Below are 19,988 nucleotides of genomic sequence, written 5' to 3' on the forward strand. Positions count from 1 at the left end.
CAGCCCTCCCTGGCAACTGTTCAGGTTTGACAACGGTCGGCAGACGAGCCCCAGGCTACGCGACGGTCTCAAGGACCAAGGGTGGGACGGGGTCTCGCCTGCCGATACCGAATATCACACAGATCAAAGAGACAAGGGTGGGTGCCAACCCACCTGCCCTACACCCCATTAATCTCCACCGTCGGTGGGTTCGCAACCACCCTACCCCTGCCATTGCAACGCCCTGCAACCTTAACGGATCATTCAAAGGTTCATCCTACACCTAAACCAACACCGCCCGTCAACGAACCCGGCCATTCAAGCCCGTCCGTTAACGTTTCATTAACCTTCCAATACCCCCTGGAACTCCCGCCACTCCCCCTTGGACATGCCGGAATTCTCCTGCGTCACCTCTTCCCCCTTCAGCATCCGCCGCACGCACTCCAGCGCCGTGGCCGACAGCGTCGCACCCCCCATGCGGTAATCCTCGAAGGCGCGGTAGGCGAAGGGCACCCAGTCCGCCACCACCTTGCAGATCTCCTCGGCATAGACCCGGATCTCGTACTGCGCATGCGCATCCGCCCTAAGCCGCAGGAAATGCAGCAGGTTGTGCAGGTCGACCTTCCAGTACCACTGCGTATAGATATTCGCCGGCAGGTTCATCCGCGCCAGCTCCCGCGCCAGCCCCTGCTGGCCCTCCTGCCCGATCATCTCCTCGTAATGGTCGTAGGCACGCGTGGAATCCGCCTTGAGATATTCCAGCACCCGCTGCGCCTCCTCCCCGGTCAGCGCCTCGCCCCGCCCCTGGTTGTTCACCACCGACTGTGCTGCAAGATGCTCGGGCGCCGGGATATAGAACTCCCGGTCGAGGATGGAATACCGGGCGGAATACTCGTTGACGTTGGCCGTCCGGTGCCGGATCCACTGGCGCGCCACGAAGACCGGCAGCTTCACGTGCAGCTTGACCTCGCACATCTCGAACGGCGTCGAATGCCAGTGCCGCATCAGGTAGCGGATCAGCCCCTCGTCATTCGTCACCGACTTGGTGCCGCGCCCATAGCTCACCCGGGCGGCCTGGCAGATGGCGGCATCGTCGCCCATGTAGTCGATCACCCGGATGAACCCGTGGTCGAGCACCGGGTAGGCGGTGTAGAGATGCGCCTCCATCCCCTCTGACACCACGCGGCGGGTTTCCTGCCGGCTGTTGCGCTGCGCGTCGATTTCGGCCTGCTGCTCGGGGCTGAGGGGCATCGCCTGGTCCTTTCCACAAGAGTGAGTCGGGGCCAACTATATCTTGCGGGGGCGCCGGGAGAAACTTCAATATCGGGTATCGGCTGAGCTGCAACACCCCCTCCTTTCCCGGAATCCGTGTAAAGGAAAACATTGACTTCGCGGTGTAATGTCCTGAATTTCATTCAAAACACAAAAAATACACTGATTGAGGCAGTGACAGCATGAAACAGACAGTGGCAAGCCTGCTGGTTTGCGCCCTTCTCGTGGGGTGCGGGTCCGGCAGCAATCCTTTCGCAGAAGAACCCGCCGCCGACGACGGTGGCACGGACGGTGGCACCGATGGCGGCACGGACGGCGGCAACGATGGCGGCAATACCGGCGGCGGCACCACGATCGACACCTCGGTCGACGTCCCGACAGAGATCGCCGGCGATGTCAGGAACGTCACCTATGACGCGGCCAACGGCACGCTGATCGTCGAAGGGGTCAACCTCGACGAGGTCCCCTACAGCGCGACCTACCGGCGGGCCCCCGGGCTCGATCAGGACGGCTACGTCGCCTTCACCATCCAGGAAGACCCGCTCGACCGGCACTACACGGCCTATGCCCGCGAAAGCACCGACGGTTCCGTCCGCGCCGCGGCGGTGGCCAGCACCGGGCCGCGCAACCGCGCCTTCATGGGCGCGCATTTCGACCGCGACGGCGCCTACGATCCCCCGGAAGTGACCGAAGACAGCGGCCTCGTCACCTATGCCGGGCGCTACGTGGCGGTTACCAATGTGGGCGACCCCAACGGCAGCGACCTTCTGCCCACCGGGGTGACAGACCCCGAGCTTCTGGTGCCGCAGGCGATGGTCATCCACGGAGACGCCTTCATCAACGCCGACTTCGCCGACAACACGGTCGAGGGCAACATCTATAACCGCGAACTGCTCGACACCAACCTCAACGTCGTCTCCGACCTGCCTTCGGTGGTGCTGGTCGTCACCGATATCGAGGCCAACGGCACGTTCGCAGGCACCGTCGAATACGACACGCGCGACCCGCTTGCGGGCACCACGGCCAACACCCAGATCGGCACCTATTCCGGCGTCTTCGGCGGCACCGATGCCGGCAGCGTGGCAGGCGCGGTCGACCTGAACGAGTTCGACGGGGCCACCGAAAACCTCGGCCTCGAGACCGAACTGGAAAGCGGCGTCTTCGTGCTCGACCAGTGCGGCGCGCCCGGTTCCCCGGCCATCTGCAACAGCGTCAATCCCGATGCCGGAACGCCGTAAGGCTGCCCGCCGGCTCGCCATCTGTCTGGCCGGCCTCGTCCTTGCGGGCGGGGCCGGCCAGCCGCATGCCGAGGAAACCGCGGCCGCGTCGCAAGGCGGAATGGTCCGGCTTTCCCTGCCGCACGCCCAGGCGCTGGCCCAGCAGGCGCTGAGGCAGGGGCAATCCCGAACGGCCTTCGAGCTGACCGAGGGGCTGATCGCGGCCAACCCCGAGAACGGCCACGCCCATTTCCTGCGCGCCCATGCCCTGGGCCAGATGAAGGATTACAAGACCGGCCGCCAATCCGCCGCCCGCGCCTATCGCGTCGCCAGCACCGACGTGCAGCGCTTCGAGGCGGCCAAGCTGGCGGCCGAGCTGTCCTTTGCCGATGACAGCTATACCGTGTCTCAGCTCTGGCTGCGGCGGGCGGTGCATTACGCCCCGAACGACGACATCCGCCAAAAATACGTGAAAGCCTTCCGCAATGTCCGACGCACCAACCCCCTGCGCGTCGAATTCCTGTTCTCGGTCAACCCGTCCGACAATGTCAACAACGGCTCGAACAGCCCCTACAACCTGATCGAGGGCTCGCCCCTCGTGGGCACGCTCAGCCCCAGCGCGCGGGCGATCAGCGGCGTCGTCGCCAAGACCGACATCCGCGGCGCTTACCGCGTGCAGCAAAGCGAGGGGCACGAAACCCACATCACCGGCCGGCTCCTGTCGCGCGAGGTGCGCTTCAACGACCCCGTGCCCGGCTTCAGCGGCAGCGACATCTCCTCGCTCCGGGCGCAGCTCGGCCTGCGCCATCTCTGGGCCCCGGGCAAAAGCGGCTACTGGAGCTTCGACATCAACGGCGGCCGCACATGGTATGGCGGCTCGCCCTATTACGACTTCGCGGGCCTCGGCGTGCAGCGGCTGCAAAAGCTGACCGACAGGCTGAACCTCTCCCTCGGCACCCATGTCGAGCAACAGTTCGACAAGACCGTGCCGGTCACCGACGCGACGGTCTACTCGGTCTTCACCGGGCTCAGCTACGCGCTCGGGACCGGTGGCGAGCTGGGCGCGCAGCTTCAGTACCGCGACGTCGACAGCGAGGGGCGCAACCGCGCCTCGCAGCAATGGTCACTCGTGGCCAGCTACACGCTGGGGCGCGAGATCGGGCCGGCAGAGGTCAGCGTCTCGTTGGGCCACAGCATTCTCGATTACGAGCAATACTGGGTCCTCCTGCCGGTGCGCGGCGGCCGGACCGACGAATCCTGGTTCGGCGGGGTGACCGCCACCTTCACCGATTACAGCTACATGGGCTTCGTGCCGGTCGTCACGGTCAATGCCGAGAAGAGCCGCTCGAACATCAGCCGCTTCGATGTCGACCAGACCGCCGTGTCCTTCGGCATCCGCTCGGAATTCTGAACGCCCCGCCTGCCCTTCCCCCTCGACAGGGCGCGCCAGCCGTCTATCCTTTGTCTGAACGCAGAAACTGACAGGAGACGCTGGATGCGGGTACGCTATCTGCACACGATGGTCCGGGTGAAGGACCTCGAAACATCGATGAAATTCTACGAACTGCTGGGGCTGAAGGAAACCCGGCGCATGGACAGCGAAGGCGGCCGCTTCACGCTGGTCTTCATGGCGCCCGAGGGGCACGAGGATTGCCCGGTCGAGCTGACCTACAACTGGGACGGCGACGACGCGCTGCCCGATGACAGCCGCCATTTCGGCCACCTCGCCTACTCCGTCGGCAATATCTACGAGATGTGCCAGCACCTGCAGGATAACGGCGTGACCATCAACCGCCCGCCCCGCGACGGGCGCATGGCCTTTGTGCGCAGCCCCGACAACGTCTCGGTCGAACTGCTGCAGGAGGGCGAGGCGCTTGAACCGGCCGAGCCTTGGGCCAGCATGGAAAACACCGGCCATTGGTAAGGGCCGCCGGCTTTCTGGCCGCCTGCCTTCTGTGGGCGGCCACGGCGCAGGCGCAAGCCGCCTGCCGCCTTGCCCTTGTCCTCGCGCTCGACGTGTCCTCCTCGGTCGATGCCGAGGAATATGCCCTGCAACGCACCGGGCTGGCCGCGGCACTGGATGCGGAAGAGGTGCGCCACGCCATCCTGACCGGCGCGGGCGGCTACGTCACACTGGCGGTCTATGAATGGAGCGGTTTCAACCAGCACAAGCTGCAACTCGACTGGCTGCCGCTGACCTCGCCCGCCGCGATCGACCGGGCGGTCGCGACCCTTGCCGGGATGGAGCGCAGCCACGACAACTTCCCCACCTCCATCGGCCCGGCCATCGGCTATGGCGCCACGCTCCTGAAGCGGGCCCCGCGCTGCGAGCGGCGGGTGATCGACGTCTCGGGCGACGGGGTGAACAACTACCGCTACGGCCCGCGCGAGGCCTACCGGCATTTCCCGCTGAGCGACGTGACCGTGAACGGGCTGGTCATCTTGGGCGATGATCCCGGCGTGCTGTCCTATTACGGCGCGGAGGTGCTGCACGGTGCCGGGGCCTTCATGGTCGTGGCCCACGGGTTCCCCGAGTTCCGCGAGGCGATGACCAGGAAACTCTACCGCGAAATCAACGACATCATCCTCGGCCGCGTGCCGCATACCCTGCCCCGGCGGGTGCCCGGATGAGGGGCGCGCGGGCGCTGCTGGCGGTGGCCTGCCTGGTGATGGCGGCCCCCGCCGCGGCGTCCTGCCGGCTGGCGCTCATCCTCGCGCTCGACGTCTCCTCCTCGGTCGATGCCCATGAGTACGAGCTGCAGCGGCTGGGCCTGGCCGCCGCCTTCGACAGCCCGGACGTCCGCCACGCCATCCTCTATGGCGGGCACGGTAACGTGGCGCTGGCGGTCTTCGAATGGAGCGGGTTTCATCAGCAGAAGCTGCATCTCGACTGGTCGCTGTTGCGCACGGCGCGCGATATCGACCGGGCGGTCGTGGCCGTGGGCACCATGTCGCGCAGTCACGAGGGCTATCCCACCGCCATCGGCCAGGCCCTCGGATTTGCCGCGCAAATGATGCGGCGCGCCCCCGCGTGCGAACGGCGGGTGGTCGATATCTCGGGCGACGGGATCAACAATTACGGGTACGGGCCGGCGGCGGCGTATCGGAGTTTTCCGTTCGACGGGATCACGGTGAACGGGCTGGTGATCCTCGAAGGCTATGACGGCGTGGCCGACTACTACCGCAAGGAGGTGCTGCGCGGGCCGCAATCCTTCCTGGTCATCGCCAACGGGTTCGACGATTTCCGCGCCGCGATGACGAAGAAACTGTACCGCGAAATCAACGACGTCATGCTGGGCGACGCCGGCGCGCGGCGGCGGCGCGGATGAGGGCGGCGGCGCGCCTCCTGCTGCTGCTGACGGCGATGCTGGCCGCCCCGGCGCATTCCGCCTGCCGTCAGGCACTGGCGCTGGGGCTCGACGTGTCGGGCTCGGTCGACATGTGGGAATACCGTCTGCAACTGGACGGCCTGGCCGCGGCCCTGCTCGACCCTGAGGTGCAGGAGGCCTTCCTGCTGTATCCCGAGGCGCCGGTGCGGCTGATGGTGTTCGAATGGAGCGCGCAAGGCCACCAGCGCGTCGTGATCCCCTGGCAGTACGTGTCCGGCCCCGCCGACCTGCTGGCTGCGGCGGAGGTGCTGCAGGCCACCAAGGCGGTGCCGGTCAACAACCCGTCCACCGCAATCGGCGCGGCGATGGTCTTCGGCGCGGCCCAGCTTCAACAACAGTCGGAATGCTGGCGGATGACGCTCGACATTTCCGGCGACGGCCCGTCGAATATCGGCCGCCATCCCCGGCTGGTCGCGCCGGAGGAATCCGGCCCGGTGATCATCAACGGGCTGGTGATCGGGCCGGACGGGCCGTCGAACACGACGAAGAACCGCCACAACGTCAAATCGTTGATGGGATATTACCAGTCCTACGTCATCCGGGGCCCGGGCGCCTTCGTGGTCGCGGCGCTGGATTACCAGGATTTCGCCGAGGCCATGCGCCGCAAGCTGATACGGGAGCTTCAGCCCGCCGCCGTCTCAGGCGACCCGGCCGGGGCGGCGCCGTCAGTAGATATAGCGGATCTGGTCGGCCCAGTACCGCTCGACCCGGCGCAGTGAGCTGTTGATCTGGTCGATCCCGTCATTGCCCAGCACGCCGTTGCTTTGCAGCCCTTCGGCATGGCTGGCGAACAGCTTCGAGATGACCGCGCGGATGCCGCGCCCCTTTTCGGTCAGCCGCACCCGAACCGAGCGTCGGTCGATCTCGCATCGCTGGTGGTGCATGTAGCCCATCTCGACCAGCTTCTTGAGGTTGTAGCTGACATTGCTGCCCTGGTAATAGCCGCGCGTCTTCAACTCGCCCGCCGTCACCTCGTTGTCGCCGATGTTGAACAGCAACAGCGCCTGAACCGCGTTGATCTCGAGCACGCCGAGACGTTCAAACTCGTCCTTGATCACGTCCAGCAGAAGCCGGTGCAAGCGCTCGACCAGCGCCAGCGAGTCGAGATAACCCGACATGAAGCTTTGCTGCTCGGGCGACAGCAGAGGGGGGTTTTGCAAACTCATTCTCGGCTCCGTGCGTGACTGCTCGGAACCGGTGATAGCCTGCAAATGCCCAATAAGTGGTAAACGCGGGGCCGATAGATAAAAATCGACTCAATTCGCCGGGGTGCTGACCCGCGCGATCCGGTCGATCAGCGCCGCGTAGGGCGGCGGCGGGGCGCTCTGGCCGGTGACCCACTGGTAGAGGTCGTGATCGTTCTCGGATAGCAGTGCGTCATACAGGTCGAGCTCGGCCGCATCGAGCGTGTCGAGCCCGCTCTCGGCGAACCGGCCGAGGATGATGTCCATCTCCTTGATGCCGCGCCGCATCGAGCGCATCCGCAAGCGTTTCAGCCGGGCCTCGGCGGTCTCGCCGGCGGGTCGGGACTCAGGCAATCGCTTCCTCGCGCAGCTTGGCGCGCAGCGATTTCTCGAGCCGGCCAAGCCGATCCGCCGACAATGCAAGCTGCGAGCGGATGTCGCGGATTTCCATCAACAGCTCGGTCACGTCCGGCGACAGCTCGGTCGCGTCATCGGGGCCGTCGGGGCCCGGGCCCTCGCCGCTCAGCAGCCACAGCAGCGAGACGTTCAGCATGCCCGCCATCATCGACAGCTTGTTGGCGCGCGGCTCGCTCAGGTCGTCTTCCCAGGATTTCAGCGTCTTCAGCTTGACGCCGAGCCGCTTTGCCAGGTCAGACTGGCTCATGCCGGCCTGTTCGCGCGCCCCGGCAACGCGGTCGCCGAAGGTTGTTGCGTCCGGGTCGTACCAACCGTCCTCTGTCTGGGCGTTCATGGGAAGTCCTTTCTTTCGTCTTTCGGGAGTCGGGCCTTTACAACCGGTCAATGCTCCGGTTTGTCACTAATGAACCAGAACCCTGACTATAGAGCGTTCGCGCGCTTATTCCAACCGGAGTGCCAAATGATTTCCCTTTCCGAGACACTGGCCCGCGTCAAGCCCTCGCCGACCATGGCGATCACCGCGCTTTCGCAGGAAATGAAGGCCGCCGGCAAGGACGTGATCGGCCTGAGCGCCGGGGAACCCGACTTTCCGACGCCGGAAAACATCCGCGCCGCCGGGATTCGCGCCATCGAGGAGGGCAAGACGCGTTACACCGCGCCTGACGGCATCATCGAGCTGAAGGAGGCGGTCTGCGCCAAGTTCCGGCGCGACAACGGGCTGGAGTACACGCCGAAGCAGGTCAGCATCGGCACCGGCGGCAAGCAGATCCTCTACAACGCCCTGATGGCCACGCTGAACCCCGGCGACGAGGTGGTGATCCCCGCGCCCTACTGGGTCAGCTACCCCGACATGGTGCTGCTGGCGGGCGGTGAGCCGGTGATCGCGCCGGCGGGGATCGAGACCAGTTTCAAGCTGACGCCCGAGGCGCTGGAGGCGGCGATCACGCCCAAGACCCGCTGGTTCATCTTCAACTCGCCCTCGAACCCCACCGGCGCGGGGTACTCGTGGGACGAGCTGAAGGCGCTGACCGATGTGCTGATGCGGCACCCGCATGTCTGGGTTCTGACCGATGACATGTACGAGCACCTCGCCTATGGCGGATTCGAATTCTGCACGCCCGCGCAGGTCGAGCCCGCGCTCTACGACCGCACGCTTACCTGCAACGGCGTCTCGAAGGCCTATGCGATGACCGGCTGGCGGATCGGCTATGCCGGCGGGCCGGAGGCGCTGGTCGCGGCGATGCGCAAGATCCAGTCGCAATCGACCTCGAACCCCTGCACCATCAGCCAGTGGGCGGCGGTCGAGGCGCTGACCGGCACGCAGGCCTTCATCCCCACCAACAACGAGACCTTCCGCCGCCGCCGTGACCTCGTGCTGAAGGGGCTGCGCGCCATCGACGGGATCGAGTGCCCGACGCCCGAGGGCGCGTTCTATGTCTACCCGTCGATCAAGGGGCTGATCGGCAAGACCACCGCCGCCGGAACCAGGCTCGACACCGACGAGGAATTCGCCACCGCCCTGCTGGAAGAGGCCGGCGTGGCCGTGGTCTTCGGCGCGGCATTTGGGCTTTCCCCGGCCTTCCGCGTCAGCTACGCTACCTCGGACGAGGCCCTGAAAGAGGCCTGCAAGCGCATCGCGGATTTCTGCGCTGCGCTGACCTGAGAACCGAGGGGCGATGTCGGACGATCTGCCGGAATATTACTTTCGGGTGCGCGACAACGGCGCCTTCGTATTCCTTGTCGATACCGAGAACCGCCAGCGGCGGATCGAGATGGACCAGATCGCCGTGGTCAACATTCGCAACGGCCAGATCAAGCCGCACGGCGACCGCGAGCTGACCGAGCGCGACCTGAGCGTGATCGAGGAATGGATGGCCGAGCGGCTGGAAATCCTCGCCCACCGGGATATCGACGACATTCACCGGGCGGTCGACTACCTCAACACCACGACCCATTGGGCCCAGTCCAAGGCCACCGACGAGCAGCTGGAACTGGTGAGCGACGCGCTTTTGCTGGCGATGCACGACCTGCGCTCGGTCCTGGTGCGCAAGAAGGCCGAGCGGATGATGAAGGAACAGGGCGGCTGAGCCGTCCCGTCAGCGCCGCGTCCCAACCGCCAGCGCCGCCGGCATCGGCACCCTCCAGCCGGTGTCACGGGCGAAATCCTCGCGCACGCGGCCGGCGATGGCATTTCGGATGGCCTGCAGGTTCTCTTCGGGCTGGTCGTTCAGCAGGGCGCCGGTGTGCGGCGCGCCGGTCCGGAAGAGGTCGATCACCCCTGCCGGATCGTCGAGGTCCCACGTACAGGTAACGGTGTCGAACCGGTCGAGGGTCAGCCCGGCCTTGTCGAACAGCATCCGCGCCGACCGTTCCCGGGAAAGGCGATGGGCCCCGCGGCTGTCGGGCCGCTTCAGGCCCGCCGCGCCATGGGCCAGCACGCTGCCATAGAGCAGGGCAAAGGCGGGCGAGACATCGGGCCCGTGCCAGCTTGCCAGCACGAAGCGGCCGCCGGGGCGCAGGACGCGGGCCACCTCGGCCAGCGCCTTCGTCTGGTCGGGCAGTTGCATAAGGCCGAAGCCGCAGGTCACCGCGTCGAAGACACCATCGTCGAACGGCATCTGCTGCGCGTCACCGACGAAGAACACCGCGCCGGGCGCCCGGTCATGCGCATGGGCCAGCAACTCGCGCGAGGCATCAATCCCGGTCACCCGGAAGCCCCTGGCGTGGGCGGCGGCACTCAGGTTGCCCGGCCCGCAGCAGAGGTCGAGCATGTCACAGCCCGGATCGAGGCAGGCGAGCATCGGCCCGACGGCAATGTCGGTCGCCCCGGAAAAGCGGCCGAGGCCCGTATCGGCGGGGTCCGGGCCCGACCGGTCATCGGTTTCGAGAGGGATAAATTCCTTGATGTTCATGGCGGCCAGCCCTTCCTGACGCTGCAAACCGAGGCAGCATAGCACAGAATCGCCGCACGCAAGCGCCTTATCCCATCCGTGCGGCCACGTTCCGCGCAGACCATCCCCAGAACCGGGCCAGCATGAAGACGGCCGCAAAGGCCAGCCCCACCGCCAGCCCCAGCCAGATGCCGACACCGCCCCAGCCCAAGGTGAAACCCATCACGTAGCTGACCGGCACGCCGATACCCCAGTAGCTGATCGCGGCGATGATCATCGGCACGCGGGTGTCGTGGACCCCGCGCAGCAAACCAAGCGCCATCACCTGCCCCGCATCCATGAGCTGGAACAGCGCCGCCGCTGCCAGAAGGCCGGTGCCCACGGCGATGACCCCCGCGCGGTTGGGTTCCGACGGGCTCATGAACAGGCCGATCAGCGGCTCGGGGAAGATCAGGAAGATCGCGACCGTCACCAGTGCGACCACCCCCGACATCGCCAGCACCACCAGCGCCCCCGATCTCAGCCCCGGCCCGTCGCCCCGGCCAAAGGCCTGCCCCGCCCGCACCGTGGCGGCGTTCGACAGGCCAAGGTGGACCATGAACATGACCGAGGCGACCTGCATCGCGATGCCATGCGCCGCCAGCGGCAGCTTGCCCAGCCAGCCCATCATCGCCGTCGAGGCGGCGAACAATCCGACCTCGGCGAGGTTGGTGATGCCGATCGGCCAGCCAAGGCGGAAGACCCGGCCGAGCGCCTCCCAGTCCGGGCGCCAGACCCGCTGGAACAGCGTGTGCTCGGGCGTGGCGATGGCGACATAGACCGCCAGCACCACGAAGGACGCGATGTTGACCGCGAGCGAGGCGATGGCCGCCCCCTCCACCCCCATCTCGGGGAACCCCCAATGCCCGAAGATCAGCGCGTAGTTCACGACGATGTTGAGGCCGACCGCCGCCACCGTGACCCACAGCACCACCTGCGTGCGCTCCAGCGCCGCGAGGTAGGATTTCAGCACCATCACCAGGAGCGCCGGCAGCGTGGCGAAGCCCGCGATCCGCAGGTAATCCTCGGCCAGGGCCGAGATCTCCGGATCCTGCCCCAGCGCGCGGAAGACCGGCCCGGACCAGTAGAGCACCGGCAGCACCGCCAGCCCGTAAAGCACCGAGGCCCAAGCGCCCATCCGGGTGACGCGGCGCACCTGGGCCTCCTGCCCCGCCGCCTGCGCCGAGGCCACCATCGGCATCACCGCCCAGGCAAAGCCCGAGCCCATGATGAAGAACACGAAGAAGGTCGTGCCGCCCAGCACCTCGGCCGCCAGCGCGTCGACCGAGTACCAGCCAAGCATCGCCGCATCGGTCAGCGTGATGGCGAACTGTGCCACGTGGCTGCCGATCAGCGGCAGGCCCAGCATCAGGGTCGCCCGTGCGTGCTGGCGGTATGTCAGTGCGTCCTTCATCCCGATCGCCTACCCCCGCCGCGTGACCGCGGCAAGACGTCACAGCGCGGCGAGCAGAAGCTGGCCGGCGATGGCGGCAATCAGGCAACCAGCGGCGATCTCGATCAGGGGCAGTGCCCGCGCGGCGCCCTGCCCCGTGGCCAGCCGCGACAGCGCCCCTTCCCGGAAGGTGACAGCGGCCATGGCGACCGCGATGGTCACGCAGGCGGTGCCCAGCCCCATGACGAAGGCCCCGGCAATGCCCGCCGCGTCGAGGCCGAAGCGCCATGTCAGGATCAGCAGAAACAGCGCCCCGGTGCAGGGCCGGATGGCGACGGAGCCGACCAGCATGGCCGCGTCACGCCAGGATTTCACCTCCGCCGCCTCTTCCAGCGTTGGGCCGTGGCGGTGGCCGCAGGTGTCGCAATGGCCGTCGGGGCCGTGGCTGTGGCCGTGGTGGTCGTGGTGGTCGTGGTCATGATGGTGGTGGTCATGATGCTGGTGATCGTGGTGGTGATCCGCACGGGCGCGGCCCGAGCCCCACACCCGCCGCGCGCCCCGCACCGCCAGCCAGAGGCCGACCAGCGCGATGGCCCCGTAGCTCACCGGCGCCATCACCCGGTCGGCAAACCCCGTCATCGCCGGCCGCGACAGGTTCAGCACCAGCACCCCGGCATAGACCAGCGCCACCGCCGTCGCCGCCTGTGCAAGGCTCGAGGCCAGCGCCAGCAGCGACAGGCGCAGCGCCGGCACCTTGGCCCCCACCCCGTAGCCGCCGATCAGCACCTTGCCGTGTCCCGGCCCCGCGGCGTGAAAGAACCCATAGGCAAAACAAGTGCCCAGCAGCGCCGCCAGCGCGCCGGGATCGCCCGCGCGCAGTGCGCGCAGCCCCGCCGCCATGGCCTCCTGCGTCGTGCGCTGGCCTTCGGCCGCCCAGCGGGCCACGTCACCCGCCCCGCCAAGGGCCCAGAGCCACAGCGCCGCGCCGGCAATCAGCACGGCCGCGATCAGGAGAGCGGTTCGCATGTCACCTCGAGCGTATCGGCATAGAAGCGGCCCACCTCGACCGTCTCGAAGAAATCCTCCTTGTCGGGGTTGCCCAGGTTCTCGACCGTCTCATCGGCCGCCGCCGTGTCGGCTCGGGTCAGGTCGCCGGTGCAGCCGTCGGGCAGGATCATCTCGCCGATCATCGACAGGGCGGCATAATAGGACGGGTCATAGGCGCTGACCGTCATCCCCCGGGGCATTTCGGCCGCGACCGGACGGCGATGGCGGGTGACGATATGGCCCTCCTCCATCCGCAGCGACAGCGCCTCGGGCGAGCCGAGCGACAGTTTACCCCCGGCCGTCTCGATGAAGAGCGCGCCCTCGAACCCCTCGGGCCAGTCGGCGAGGTCGAAGCCGATCAGCTCCGCCCGCTCCGCCTCGGTCAGTTGCATGTCGCCATCCGGATCGAGCCCGTAATCCGACAGGATCAGCATCGAGAAGAGATCGTCATAGGCCCATGTCACCTCGACCCAGGACAGGTTCCCCTGCCCGTCGATTTCGAATGTCAGGCCGACATCGACGAAGACATGCGGATGTGCCCGCGCCGGGGCGGCGGCAAGGCTGCCCAGCAGGGCCGATATGAGGAGCAAGGCACGCACGGGCCCCGTCTTACGACGCTCCGCGCCAACGGGCAATCCGCCCGCCGCCCGGTCGGCGCCGTGGCGCCCGTTCGACGATTTCAGTGCGTCCAGGTGCCGCGGCGGTTGGTGGCGAAGTTCTCGCCGTAGCCGCCCGGGCGGACATTGGGTTTGCGGTGATGGGGTTCGGTCACCACCGCGTCGATCCCGTGTTCGCGGGCATATTCCAGCGCCGCTTCCTTGGTCGGGAACCGCATCCGCACCTGGGCCTGCGTGTCCGAGGACGAGGTCCACCCCATCAGCGGGTCGACATCGCGGCCGGATTCGTTGACGAATTCCAGCACCCAGTGCCTGGTCTTGGCGGTGCCGGATTGCATGGTGTTGCGCGCAGGCTTGTAGATACGGGCTGGCATCGGCGAACTCCTTGGGTCATTGGGGTTATTCCAAAATCCGCGCGGCTGGGCAAGAGGGCGTATGCAGCGCAGGGTGCTCACCCTGTTGCGTCGGCGCCCGGCGGCACGGTCGGATGCCTCCGGCGGGAGTATTTTCGGAACAATGAAAGCATGGGATGCTGACTGCGGCTGTCAGGAAGGCCGGCGGCGGCGCCGTGGCGGGTTGAACTGGCGGGGAAAGAGGCCAAGTCTAGCGCAACCCCCGAGGATTCGCCCCATGCCCTACGCCCATTCCGACAAGACCGCCCCGCTGATGCACGCCCCCGCGCCGGACGTGAAGCATCGCGACAAGCTGGAGGGCGGCAAGAAATTCGTCATGGCGACCGAGTTTCAGCCGGCGGGCGACCAGCCCACCGCCATCGCCGAGCTGTCGCAGGGCGTGGACGGCGGCGAGCGCGACCAGGTGCTGCTGGGCGCGACCGGGACGGGCAAGACCTATACAATGGCCAAGGTGATCGAGGAGACCCAGCGCCCGGCCATCATCCTGGCGCCGAACAAGACGCTGGCGGCGCAGCTTTACGGCGAGTTCAAGGGCTTTTTCCCGGACAACGCCGTGGAGTATTTCGTCAGCTATTACGACTACTACCAGCCCGAAGCTTATGTGCCGCGGTCGGACACCTATATCGAGAAGGAAAGCCAGATCAACGAGCAGATCGACCGGATGCGCCACTCGGCCACGCGGGCGCTGCTGGAGCGCGACGACGTGATTATCGTGGCCTCGGTTTCCTGCATCTACGGCATCGGTTCGGTCGAGACCTACGGGGCGATGACGCAGGACCTGAAGGCGGGCGGCGCCTATGACCAGCGGCAGGTGATCGCCGACCTCGTGGCGCAGCAGTATCGCCGCAACGACCAGGCCTTCCAGCGGGGCAGTTTCCGGGTGCGGGGCGACAGCCTCGAGATCTGGCCCGCCCACCTCGAGGACCGGGCGTGGAAGTTGAGCTTCTTCGGCGAGGAGCTTGAATCGATTACCGAATTCGATCCGTTGACCGGCGCGAAGACGGGCAGTTTCGAACAGATCCGCGTCTATGCGAATTCGCACTACGTCACGCCCAAACCGACGATGCAGCAGGCCATCATCGGCATCAAGAAGGAGCTGCGCACGCGGCTCGACCAGCTTGTCGGCGAGGGCAAGCTGCTGGAGGCGCAGCGCTTAGAACAGCGGACGAATTTCGACCTCGAGATGCTGGAGGCGACCGGCGTCTGCAACGGGATCGAGAACTACTCGCGCTACCTGACGGGCCGCGCGCCCGGCGAGCCGCCGCCGACGCTCTTCGAGTTCATCCCCGACCATGCCATTGTTTTTGCCGACGAATCCCACGTATCCGTGCCGCAGATCGGCGGCATGTATCGGGGCGACTATCGCCGCAAGTTCACGCTGGCCGAGCACGGGTTCCGGCTGCCCTCCTGCATGGACAACCGCCCCCTCAAGTTCGAGGAATGGGACGCGATGCGGCCGCAATCGGTGTTCGTGTCGGCCACCCCGGCGGCCTGGGAGCTGGAACAGACCGGCGGCGTCTTTACCGAGCAGGTGATCCGCCCCACCGGCCTGCTGGACCCCCAGATGGAAATCCGGCCCGTCGAGATGCAGGTCGACGATCTGCTCGACGAGGTGCGGCGTGTGTCGGAGGCGGGGTACCGTACGCTGGTGACGACGCTGACCAAGCGGATGGCCGAGGACCTGACCGAGTACCTGCATGAACAGGGCATCCGGGTGCGCTACATGCATTCCGACATCGACACGCTTGAAAGGATTGAGATTCTTCGCGATCTGCGCTTGGGCGCCTTCGACGTTCTGATCGGGATCAACCTGTTGCGCGAGGGGCTCGACATCCCGGAATGCGGGCTGGTGGCGATCCTCGATGCTGACAAAGAAGGGTTCCTGCGGTCCGAGACCTCGCTGATCCAGACCATCGGGCGGGCGGCGCGGAATGCCGACGGACGGGTGATCATGTATGCCGACCGCATGACCGGCTCGATGGAGCGTGCCATCGGCGAGACCGAGCGGCGCCGGGCCAAGCAGATCGCCTATAACGAGGAGCACGGGATCACACCGGCGACGATCCGCAAGAATGTCGACGACATCCTGTCGGGGCTCTACAAGGGCGATGTCGACATGAATCGAGTCACCGCCAAGGTCGACAAGCCGATGGTGGGCGCCAACCTGCAGGCCCATCTCGACGGGCTGCGCACCGAGATGCGCAAGGCCGCCGAGAACCTCGAATTCGAGGAGGCCGCGCGGCTGCGCGACGAGGTCAAGCGGCTCGAGGCCGTCGACCTTGCCGTGCATGACGACCCGCTGGCGCGGCAGCAGGCGGTCGAAAAGGCCTCCGACGCGGCCGTGGGCGCAAAGGGACGGTCAACCGCCGGACGGCCCGGCCAGCGCGGCGGCAACGTTAAGCGGCGCAAGAAGCACTGAACCACGTGTTGGTTAAGGCGCGGTTAAACGAGCGCGGCGCGGTGTTGCGTTGCATGGCGAACCCGGAGTGCTCCGCGGGGAAAATCGTTCACGGTGCGTGGGTTGGCGCGCATTTTTGAAAAGACTGCGGCTCGAAATCTTTTCAAGATTTCGACAGCGTGCGGAGGCCATCGATGCTCGAGCTTGAGGCGACGAACACCCATCTTTATCCCGGCGCGACCGGCACCATCCTGAGCGGCGAGCCAGTGAGTGGCCCGGTCACGCTGCGCTTTGCCGATGGCGGCGGGGCCGCGGGCACGCTCTCGGGCGAGGTGCTGCATACCGCGCCCTACACCACCGCGGCCGGCACCGGGATCACCGCGAAATCCTGGCAGATCGCCTTCGATGGCGACCGCTTCCGCATCACCGCCCGTGCCGCCCCCTGAGGGCTGGACAATCCGGGCCGCGCGGCTAAGTCTGCGCGCATGCGATTTCTTCTTGTCTTCCTGTTCTTTCCCGCCTTTGCACTGGCCAATGACTGGCAGGCCCTGGACCAGCCCGGCGCCATCGCAATCATGCGCCACGCGCTGGCGCCCGGTGCCGCCGATCCGGCCGATTTCACGCTTGGCGACTGCACCACCCAGCGCAATCTCGACGCGCAGGGCCGGGCCCAGGCGCGGGCGATCGGCGCGGCGTTCCGGGAGCGGGGCATCCGCTTCGACAAGGTCTTCACCAGCCAGTGGTGCCGGTGCCGCGAGACGGCGGAGCTGCTCGATGTCGGTCCGGTGGAAGAGGCGCCGGCGCTCAACTCCTTCTTCGACGACTTCTCGGAGGAGGAGGCCAGCACGAACGCCGCAAAGGCCCTGATTTCAGAGACTTCCGGGGCACGGTTGATGGTAACGCACCAGGTGAACATCTCGGGCCTGACCGGCCGCAGCACGCGGTCGGGCGAGGTGCTGATCATCCGGATGACGGGCGACGGGGCCGAGGTGCTGGGCGCGATCATGATCGCGCCCTGACCGGGTGGCTCAGGGCAGCAGCGCCACCTGCGAGAGGCGTTCGTAGAAGGGCAGATGGTGGCGCAGGTAGTCCCGCAGGTGCGGCGCCTCTTCGGCCAGGGCCTCGAACTCGGCCTCCTTGCGCAGCATCTCCTCGGCATCGGCGGCGCGGATGCCGGAGGAGGTGGAGGCGTGCTCGTGCCACGAGCTGACCTGTTCCCAGTCCTGCGGGGCCTTCTTGTTCCAGTCGAAGGCCTCCTCGCGGAAGTCGAGGCCGACGCGTTCCCACAGGCGGGCCATGGTGCCGCGGGTGTCGGCGCGGACGGTCTCGGCCTCTATCACCACGGCGTCGTGGCCGGCCCGGGTGACGGCCTGGTAAAGTTTCCACTCGTCCTCGAGCCCGATTTCCTGGTTGGACATCTGCGGATCGAGCTTGTGATAGCTGAGGATCGAGGCGAGCGGGTGGCGGATCAGGAAGCAATGGGTGACCCGTTCCATGAAGGCCGGATCCCTGGTGATTTCCGGTAGAACATAGTACGCCATGTCCTTGAAAAATACAGGATTTTCCTCGGCCATGCCGATCAGCATGTCGCGGATGCCGGCATAGGTGGTCGGGTGATCCGACTGGGCGTCGAAGCCGGGGAACGGCTTTTCCAGCACGTTGAGGTAGTAATAGTACATGAACGGCTCATGCGCGCAGGTCAGGTCGCCCCGCTCGCGCATCACGCGCTCCATCGCCGTGGACATCGAGCGGGGGTGCGACCAGAGCGCGATGATCCTGTTCATGTCCGTTGGCCTCCTGTTGATCCGGAGGTCAGACTAGCCGCAGCGCGGGGCCGGGACAATGCCGGAGACGCGGCATTGAAACCGGCCGCGGCCCCCACGACAACTTTGGCCTGCAAGTATCAGAAATCGAAGATTTCTTCCAGGAAGCCGCCGCGCTTTTTCTTCTTGCGCCCGTCATGGCCGCGGCGGTCGTCCTCGGCGTTCCATACCCGGGCCTGGGGCGGTTCGGGTTCCGAGCGGTCGATGATCTTGTCGAGCTCGCCACGGTCGAGCCAGACACCGCGGCATTTCGGGCAGTAGTCGATCTCGACGCCGGCGCGTTCGGCGAGTTGGAGGGTTTCTCCGTCGACGGGGCATTGCATGGCGGGTCTCCTCTGGTGGTTTGCAGTCATGAGGTGTGCAGTATGGGGCCGATCTGCAAGGGGATGCGACGATTTGGGCGGGGTTCTGCGAATCGGGGTTAACGGGCGGAAATGGCGGGGTTTTCCGGTGTCGGTATCGCGTCGGTATAACGTCGGTATTTTGTCGGTGTTTGTAGCGGTGCAGTGGCGCGGTTAACGGGGCGTGCGGAGGCGGGGCAACGGGGGCTTGGAGTGCCCGGGCGGATGGCGCATGGTGAGGCCATGGAGACAGATGACACCCCCCGCCCCGCGGCCGCCCTCGTGCTGGGGGCGAAGGTGCTGGAGGGTGGCCGCCCCTCGGCGGCGCTGGAGCGACGGGCGTTGCATGCGGCTTGGCTGTACCGCGAGGGGGTGGTGGCCCGGATCGTCGCCAGCGGCGGCCCGCCCGGCGCGCCGGTGACCGAGGCGGAGGCGATCCGCCGCCTGTGCCTGTCGGCGGGGGTGCCGGACGCGGCGATCCTGCTGGAGACGGAGGCCGCGAGCACGGAGGAGAACATCCGCCTTGCCCGGCCCATGTTGGAGGCGGAAGGGATCGGCACGGTCTGGCTGGTGACGGACGGGTTCCACGCCCGCCGGGCGGGCTTCACGGCGCGGCGGCAGGGGCTGGACGCGGAGATATCCTGCCCGGAGCTGACCGGCGTGCCGCTGTGGCGGTGGGCGCGGTTGCATTTGCGGGAGAGGGCAGCATTGGCGGTGTATGCGGTGCGGCTTTGGCGGGGGTGAGGGTCAAGTGACGGGTCCAGTGGCATCGCGCTGACCATACTCAGGTTCCCGCAGATGGACGCAGCGCCCTCGGCATGCGACACTTCCTTGTTTCGGCTACCCGAGTTTGGACGACGCCATGTTTACACTTATCGAGAACACCATCTCGTTCGATGATACGTCCCTTGAAAGCTTTTACGAGGGGAGCACTACAATCCATCTTGGTGAAAGGGAGGGGGCGCCGTCCTATGCACCCGACTTGTTCGACCACGGCCAACTCACGATCTACTACCAGTCCTTGCTGGGTGCGGATGTATGGTTTTCCGCCGAAGGGACCGGTTACCGCTACACTGAATGCGGGGTCATGCGTTTTTTCAACGAGTTGGCGACGGTGATCTGTGCCCTTCCGATGCACAGGCTCGACACGATAAAGTTTCGCGGGCCGGACCCGGACGAAAGCTGGGAATTGTCCCGTGCGGGCGACCGTTACATGCTTCGGGAGTCCCGGTGGACAGAGGCGCTGAGCACTGACCGTGACGCGTTCGATGCATCGGTCTGGGAGGCCATGGGCATACTGATGTGGGCTTACAGGAAGCAGTTTCCCGACATAACCGACATAACCGATTATACGCATTGCCTGCGCGTTGCCGGAGATCCCATGTTCTACGGCGCAACAGGACGGTGACCGGAGGGGCCAGGGCAGAGAATGCGGGAGCGGACTGCGCTGGCGGCGTATGCGGGATGACCTTTGGTCTCAACCTGTCCCCGCCGGGCGAGCGCCGGCCCGTGGGGAGGCGCTGCAACGTAAGTGGCCCACGCTTTATGGTGCCGAATTCATCTTCCCC

At 66.4% G+C, this 19,988-nt stretch carries 24 protein-coding genes; 13 read left to right on the top strand and 11 right to left on the bottom strand.

Going from position 1 to position 19,988, the window contains the following annotated elements; genetic code table 11:
• Positions 1-321: 321 nt before the first annotated feature.
• Positions 322-1,230 (bottom strand): FAD-dependent thymidylate synthase, encoded by a 909-nt coding sequence (gene thyX, locus RLN94_RS03220; protein ID WP_350129428.1) that lies wholly within the window; start codon positions 1,228-1,230, stop codon positions 322-324.
• A 203-nt stretch (positions 1,231-1,433) separates the two neighbouring features.
• On the opposite strand from thyX, the gene RLN94_RS03225 reads away from it, so the two are divergent.
• The 6 genes from RLN94_RS03225 (at position 1,434) to RLN94_RS03250 (ending at position 6,576) form a co-directional block, all read left to right on the top strand.
• The gene (locus RLN94_RS03225) at positions 1,434-2,489 is read left to right on the top strand and encodes a thymidylate synthase (protein ID WP_350129431.1); all 1,056 of its coding nucleotides are present in this window, start codon (positions 1,434-1,436) and stop codon (positions 2,487-2,489) included.
• Positions 2,473-3,879: a surface lipoprotein assembly modifier gene (locus tag RLN94_RS03230; RefSeq protein ID WP_350129434.1), complete on the top strand. Its 1,407-nt coding sequence runs from the start codon at positions 2,473-2,475 to the stop codon at positions 3,877-3,879. The genes RLN94_RS03225 and RLN94_RS03230 overlap by 17 nt, the downstream gene beginning before the upstream one ends.
• Before the next feature lie 84 nt (positions 3,880-3,963).
• On the top strand, positions 3,964-4,392 hold the full coding sequence (locus RLN94_RS03235) for a VOC family protein (protein ID WP_350129437.1): 429 nt from the start codon (positions 3,964-3,966) through the stop codon (positions 4,390-4,392).
• Complete coding sequence (locus RLN94_RS03240) at positions 4,386-5,099, top strand: DUF1194 domain-containing protein (protein WP_350129440.1); 714 nt, start codon at positions 4,386-4,388, stop codon at positions 5,097-5,099. The genes RLN94_RS03235 and RLN94_RS03240 overlap by 7 nt, the downstream gene beginning before the upstream one ends.
• Entirely contained in the window at positions 5,096-5,797 is a 702-nt protein-coding gene (locus RLN94_RS03245; protein WP_350129443.1) for a DUF1194 domain-containing protein, read from the top strand. Before RLN94_RS03240 ends, RLN94_RS03245 begins: the two co-directional genes overlap by 4 nt.
• Entirely contained in the window at positions 5,794-6,576 is a 783-nt protein-coding gene (locus tag RLN94_RS03250) for a DUF1194 domain-containing protein (protein WP_350129446.1), read from the top strand. Before RLN94_RS03245 ends, RLN94_RS03250 begins: the two co-directional genes overlap by 4 nt.
• Here the strand turns inward: RLN94_RS03250 and RLN94_RS03255 are convergent.
• From RLN94_RS03255 to RLN94_RS03265, 3 genes are all read right to left on the bottom strand, one after another.
• Positions 6,523-7,023, bottom strand: coding sequence for a MarR family winged helix-turn-helix transcriptional regulator (locus RLN94_RS03255; protein ID WP_350129449.1), 501 nt, complete (start codon positions 7,021-7,023; stop codon positions 6,523-6,525). The two genes, RLN94_RS03250 and RLN94_RS03255, sit on opposite strands and share 54 nt — an antisense overlap.
• A gap of 90 nt (positions 7,024-7,113) precedes the next feature.
• On the bottom strand, positions 7,114-7,338 hold the full coding sequence (locus tag RLN94_RS03260) for a succinate dehydrogenase assembly factor 2 (protein ID WP_350129571.1): 225 nt from the start codon (positions 7,336-7,338) through the stop codon (positions 7,114-7,116).
• A gap of 49 nt (positions 7,339-7,387) precedes the next feature.
• Positions 7,388-7,792: a helix-turn-helix domain-containing protein gene (locus tag RLN94_RS03265; protein ID WP_350129452.1), complete on the bottom strand. Its 405-nt coding sequence runs from the start codon at positions 7,790-7,792 to the stop codon at positions 7,388-7,390.
• A gap of 126 nt (positions 7,793-7,918) precedes the next feature.
• On the opposite strand from RLN94_RS03265, the gene RLN94_RS03270 reads away from it, so the two are divergent.
• Entirely contained in the window at positions 7,919-9,121 is a 1,203-nt protein-coding gene (locus RLN94_RS03270; protein ID WP_350129455.1) for a pyridoxal phosphate-dependent aminotransferase, read from the top strand.
• A gap of 13 nt (positions 9,122-9,134) precedes the next feature.
• On the top strand, positions 9,135-9,545 hold the full coding sequence (locus tag RLN94_RS03275) for a hypothetical protein (RefSeq protein ID WP_350129458.1): 411 nt from the start codon (positions 9,135-9,137) through the stop codon (positions 9,543-9,545).
• Positions 9,546-9,554: 9 nt separating this feature from the next.
• Here the strand turns inward: RLN94_RS03275 and RLN94_RS03280 are convergent, their stop codons facing one another.
• From RLN94_RS03280 to RLN94_RS03300, 5 genes are all read right to left on the bottom strand, one after another.
• A complete protein-coding gene (locus tag RLN94_RS03280; RefSeq protein WP_350129461.1) occupies positions 9,555-10,370 on the bottom strand; it encodes a class I SAM-dependent methyltransferase in 816 nt (271 codons plus the stop codon).
• 67 nt (positions 10,371-10,437) lie between these two features.
• Positions 10,438-11,802: an MATE family efflux transporter gene (locus RLN94_RS03285; protein WP_350129464.1), complete on the bottom strand. Its 1,365-nt coding sequence runs from the start codon at positions 11,800-11,802 to the stop codon at positions 10,438-10,440.
• Positions 11,803-11,841: 39 nt separating this feature from the next.
• Entirely contained in the window at positions 11,842-12,807 is a 966-nt protein-coding gene (locus RLN94_RS03290) for a nickel/cobalt transporter (RefSeq protein WP_350129467.1), read from the bottom strand.
• A complete protein-coding gene (locus tag RLN94_RS03295; protein WP_350129470.1) occupies positions 12,789-13,427 on the bottom strand; it encodes a DUF1007 family protein in 639 nt (212 codons plus the stop codon). The genes RLN94_RS03290 and RLN94_RS03295 overlap by 19 nt, the downstream gene beginning before the upstream one ends.
• A gap of 80 nt (positions 13,428-13,507) precedes the next feature.
• Complete coding sequence (locus tag RLN94_RS03300; protein WP_350129473.1) at positions 13,508-13,819, bottom strand: ETC complex I subunit; 312 nt, start codon at positions 13,817-13,819, stop codon at positions 13,508-13,510.
• Positions 13,820-14,075: 256 nt separating this feature from the next.
• Between RLN94_RS03300 and uvrB the strand changes: the two genes are divergently transcribed.
• The 3 genes from uvrB to RLN94_RS03315 all read left to right on the top strand — a co-directional run bounded on the left by uvrB (position 14,076) and on the right by RLN94_RS03315 (position 17,275).
• Positions 14,076-16,277 carry an excinuclease ABC subunit UvrB gene (gene uvrB, locus RLN94_RS03305; RefSeq protein ID WP_350129476.1) on the top strand — a complete coding sequence of 734 codons (2,202 nt, stop codon included), beginning with the start codon at positions 14,076-14,078 and terminating at the stop codon, positions 16,275-16,277.
• A 173-nt stretch (positions 16,278-16,450) separates the two neighbouring features.
• A complete protein-coding gene (locus RLN94_RS03310) occupies positions 16,451-16,702 on the top strand; it encodes a hypothetical protein (protein WP_350129479.1) in 252 nt (83 codons plus the stop codon).
• A gap of 39 nt (positions 16,703-16,741) precedes the next feature.
• A complete protein-coding gene (locus RLN94_RS03315; protein WP_350129482.1) occupies positions 16,742-17,275 on the top strand; it encodes a histidine phosphatase family protein in 534 nt (177 codons plus the stop codon).
• Between the two features lie 9 nt (positions 17,276-17,284).
• Here the strand turns inward: RLN94_RS03315 and RLN94_RS03320 are convergent, their stop codons facing one another.
• Together RLN94_RS03320 and RLN94_RS03325 are read right to left on the bottom strand one after the other, a co-directional pair.
• Complete coding sequence (locus RLN94_RS03320; protein ID WP_350129485.1) at positions 17,285-18,040, bottom strand: sulfotransferase-like domain-containing protein; 756 nt, start codon at positions 18,038-18,040, stop codon at positions 17,285-17,287.
• Between the two features lie 119 nt (positions 18,041-18,159).
• Positions 18,160-18,402: a TFIIB-type zinc ribbon-containing protein gene (locus RLN94_RS03325; protein WP_300893978.1), complete on the bottom strand. Its 243-nt coding sequence runs from the start codon at positions 18,400-18,402 to the stop codon at positions 18,160-18,162.
• Between the two features lie 261 nt (positions 18,403-18,663).
• Here RLN94_RS03325 and RLN94_RS03330 point away from each other — a divergent pair, with 261 nt between their 5' ends.
• Entirely contained in the window at positions 18,664-19,164 is a 501-nt protein-coding gene (locus RLN94_RS03330) for a YdcF family protein (protein ID WP_350129488.1), read from the top strand.
• 118 nt (positions 19,165-19,282) lie between these two features.
• Positions 19,283-19,828 (top strand): hypothetical protein, encoded by a 546-nt coding sequence (locus RLN94_RS03335; protein ID WP_350129491.1) that lies wholly within the window; start codon positions 19,283-19,285, stop codon positions 19,826-19,828.
• The last annotated feature ends 160 nt before the right edge of the window (positions 19,829-19,988 follow it).

Source organism: Roseovarius sp. (genome assembly GCF_040223625.1).
Classification (GTDB): Bacteria; Pseudomonadota; Alphaproteobacteria; order Rhodobacterales; family Rhodobacteraceae; genus Roseovarius.

Bases quoted from the DNA above. Each gene is read 5' to 3' on its own strand.
- thyX (WP_350129428.1), bottom strand. From the start codon at position 1,230: ATGCCCCTCAGCCCCGAGCAGCAGGCCGAAATCGACGCGCAGCGCAAC.
- RLN94_RS03225 (WP_350129431.1), top strand. From the start codon at position 1,434: ATGAAACAGACAGTGGCAAGCCTGCTGGTTTGCGCCCTTCTCGTGGGG.
- RLN94_RS03230 (WP_350129434.1), top strand. From the start codon at position 2,473: ATGCCGGAACGCCGTAAGGCTGCCCGCCGGCTCGCCATCTGTCTGGCC.
- RLN94_RS03235 (WP_350129437.1), top strand. From the start codon at position 3,964: ATGCGGGTACGCTATCTGCACACGATGGTCCGGGTGAAGGACCTCGAA.
- RLN94_RS03245 (WP_350129443.1), top strand. From the start codon at position 5,096: ATGAGGGGCGCGCGGGCGCTGCTGGCGGTGGCCTGCCTGGTGATGGCG.
- RLN94_RS03250 (WP_350129446.1), top strand. From the start codon at position 5,794: ATGAGGGCGGCGGCGCGCCTCCTGCTGCTGCTGACGGCGATGCTGGCC.
- RLN94_RS03255 (WP_350129449.1), bottom strand. From the start codon at position 7,023: ATGAGTTTGCAAAACCCCCCTCTGCTGTCGCCCGAGCAGCAAAGCTTC.
- RLN94_RS03260 (WP_350129571.1), bottom strand. From the start codon at position 7,338: ATGCGCTCGATGCGGCGCGGCATCAAGGAGATGGACATCATCCTCGGC.
- RLN94_RS03265 (WP_350129452.1), bottom strand. From the start codon at position 7,792: ATGAACGCCCAGACAGAGGACGGTTGGTACGACCCGGACGCAACAACC.
- RLN94_RS03270 (WP_350129455.1), top strand. From the start codon at position 7,919: ATGATTTCCCTTTCCGAGACACTGGCCCGCGTCAAGCCCTCGCCGACC.
- RLN94_RS03275 (WP_350129458.1), top strand. From the start codon at position 9,135: ATGTCGGACGATCTGCCGGAATATTACTTTCGGGTGCGCGACAACGGC.
- RLN94_RS03280 (WP_350129461.1), bottom strand. From the start codon at position 10,370: ATGAACATCAAGGAATTTATCCCTCTCGAAACCGATGACCGGTCGGGC.
- RLN94_RS03285 (WP_350129464.1), bottom strand. From the start codon at position 11,802: ATGAAGGACGCACTGACATACCGCCAGCACGCACGGGCGACCCTGATG.
- RLN94_RS03290 (WP_350129467.1), bottom strand. From the start codon at position 12,807: ATGCGAACCGCTCTCCTGATCGCGGCCGTGCTGATTGCCGGCGCGGCG.
- RLN94_RS03300 (WP_350129473.1), bottom strand. From the start codon at position 13,819: ATGCCAGCCCGTATCTACAAGCCTGCGCGCAACACCATGCAATCCGGC.
- uvrB (WP_350129476.1), top strand. From the start codon at position 14,076: ATGCCCTACGCCCATTCCGACAAGACCGCCCCGCTGATGCACGCCCCC.
- RLN94_RS03310 (WP_350129479.1), top strand. From the start codon at position 16,451: ATGCTCGAGCTTGAGGCGACGAACACCCATCTTTATCCCGGCGCGACC.
- RLN94_RS03315 (WP_350129482.1), top strand. From the start codon at position 16,742: ATGCGATTTCTTCTTGTCTTCCTGTTCTTTCCCGCCTTTGCACTGGCC.
- RLN94_RS03320 (WP_350129485.1), bottom strand. From the start codon at position 18,040: ATGAACAGGATCATCGCGCTCTGGTCGCACCCCCGCTCGATGTCCACG.
- RLN94_RS03325 (WP_300893978.1), bottom strand. From the start codon at position 18,402: ATGCAATGCCCCGTCGACGGAGAAACCCTCCAACTCGCCGAACGCGCC.
- RLN94_RS03330 (WP_350129488.1), top strand. From the start codon at position 18,664: ATGGAGACAGATGACACCCCCCGCCCCGCGGCCGCCCTCGTGCTGGGG.
- RLN94_RS03335 (WP_350129491.1), top strand. From the start codon at position 19,283: ATGTTTACACTTATCGAGAACACCATCTCGTTCGATGATACGTCCCTT.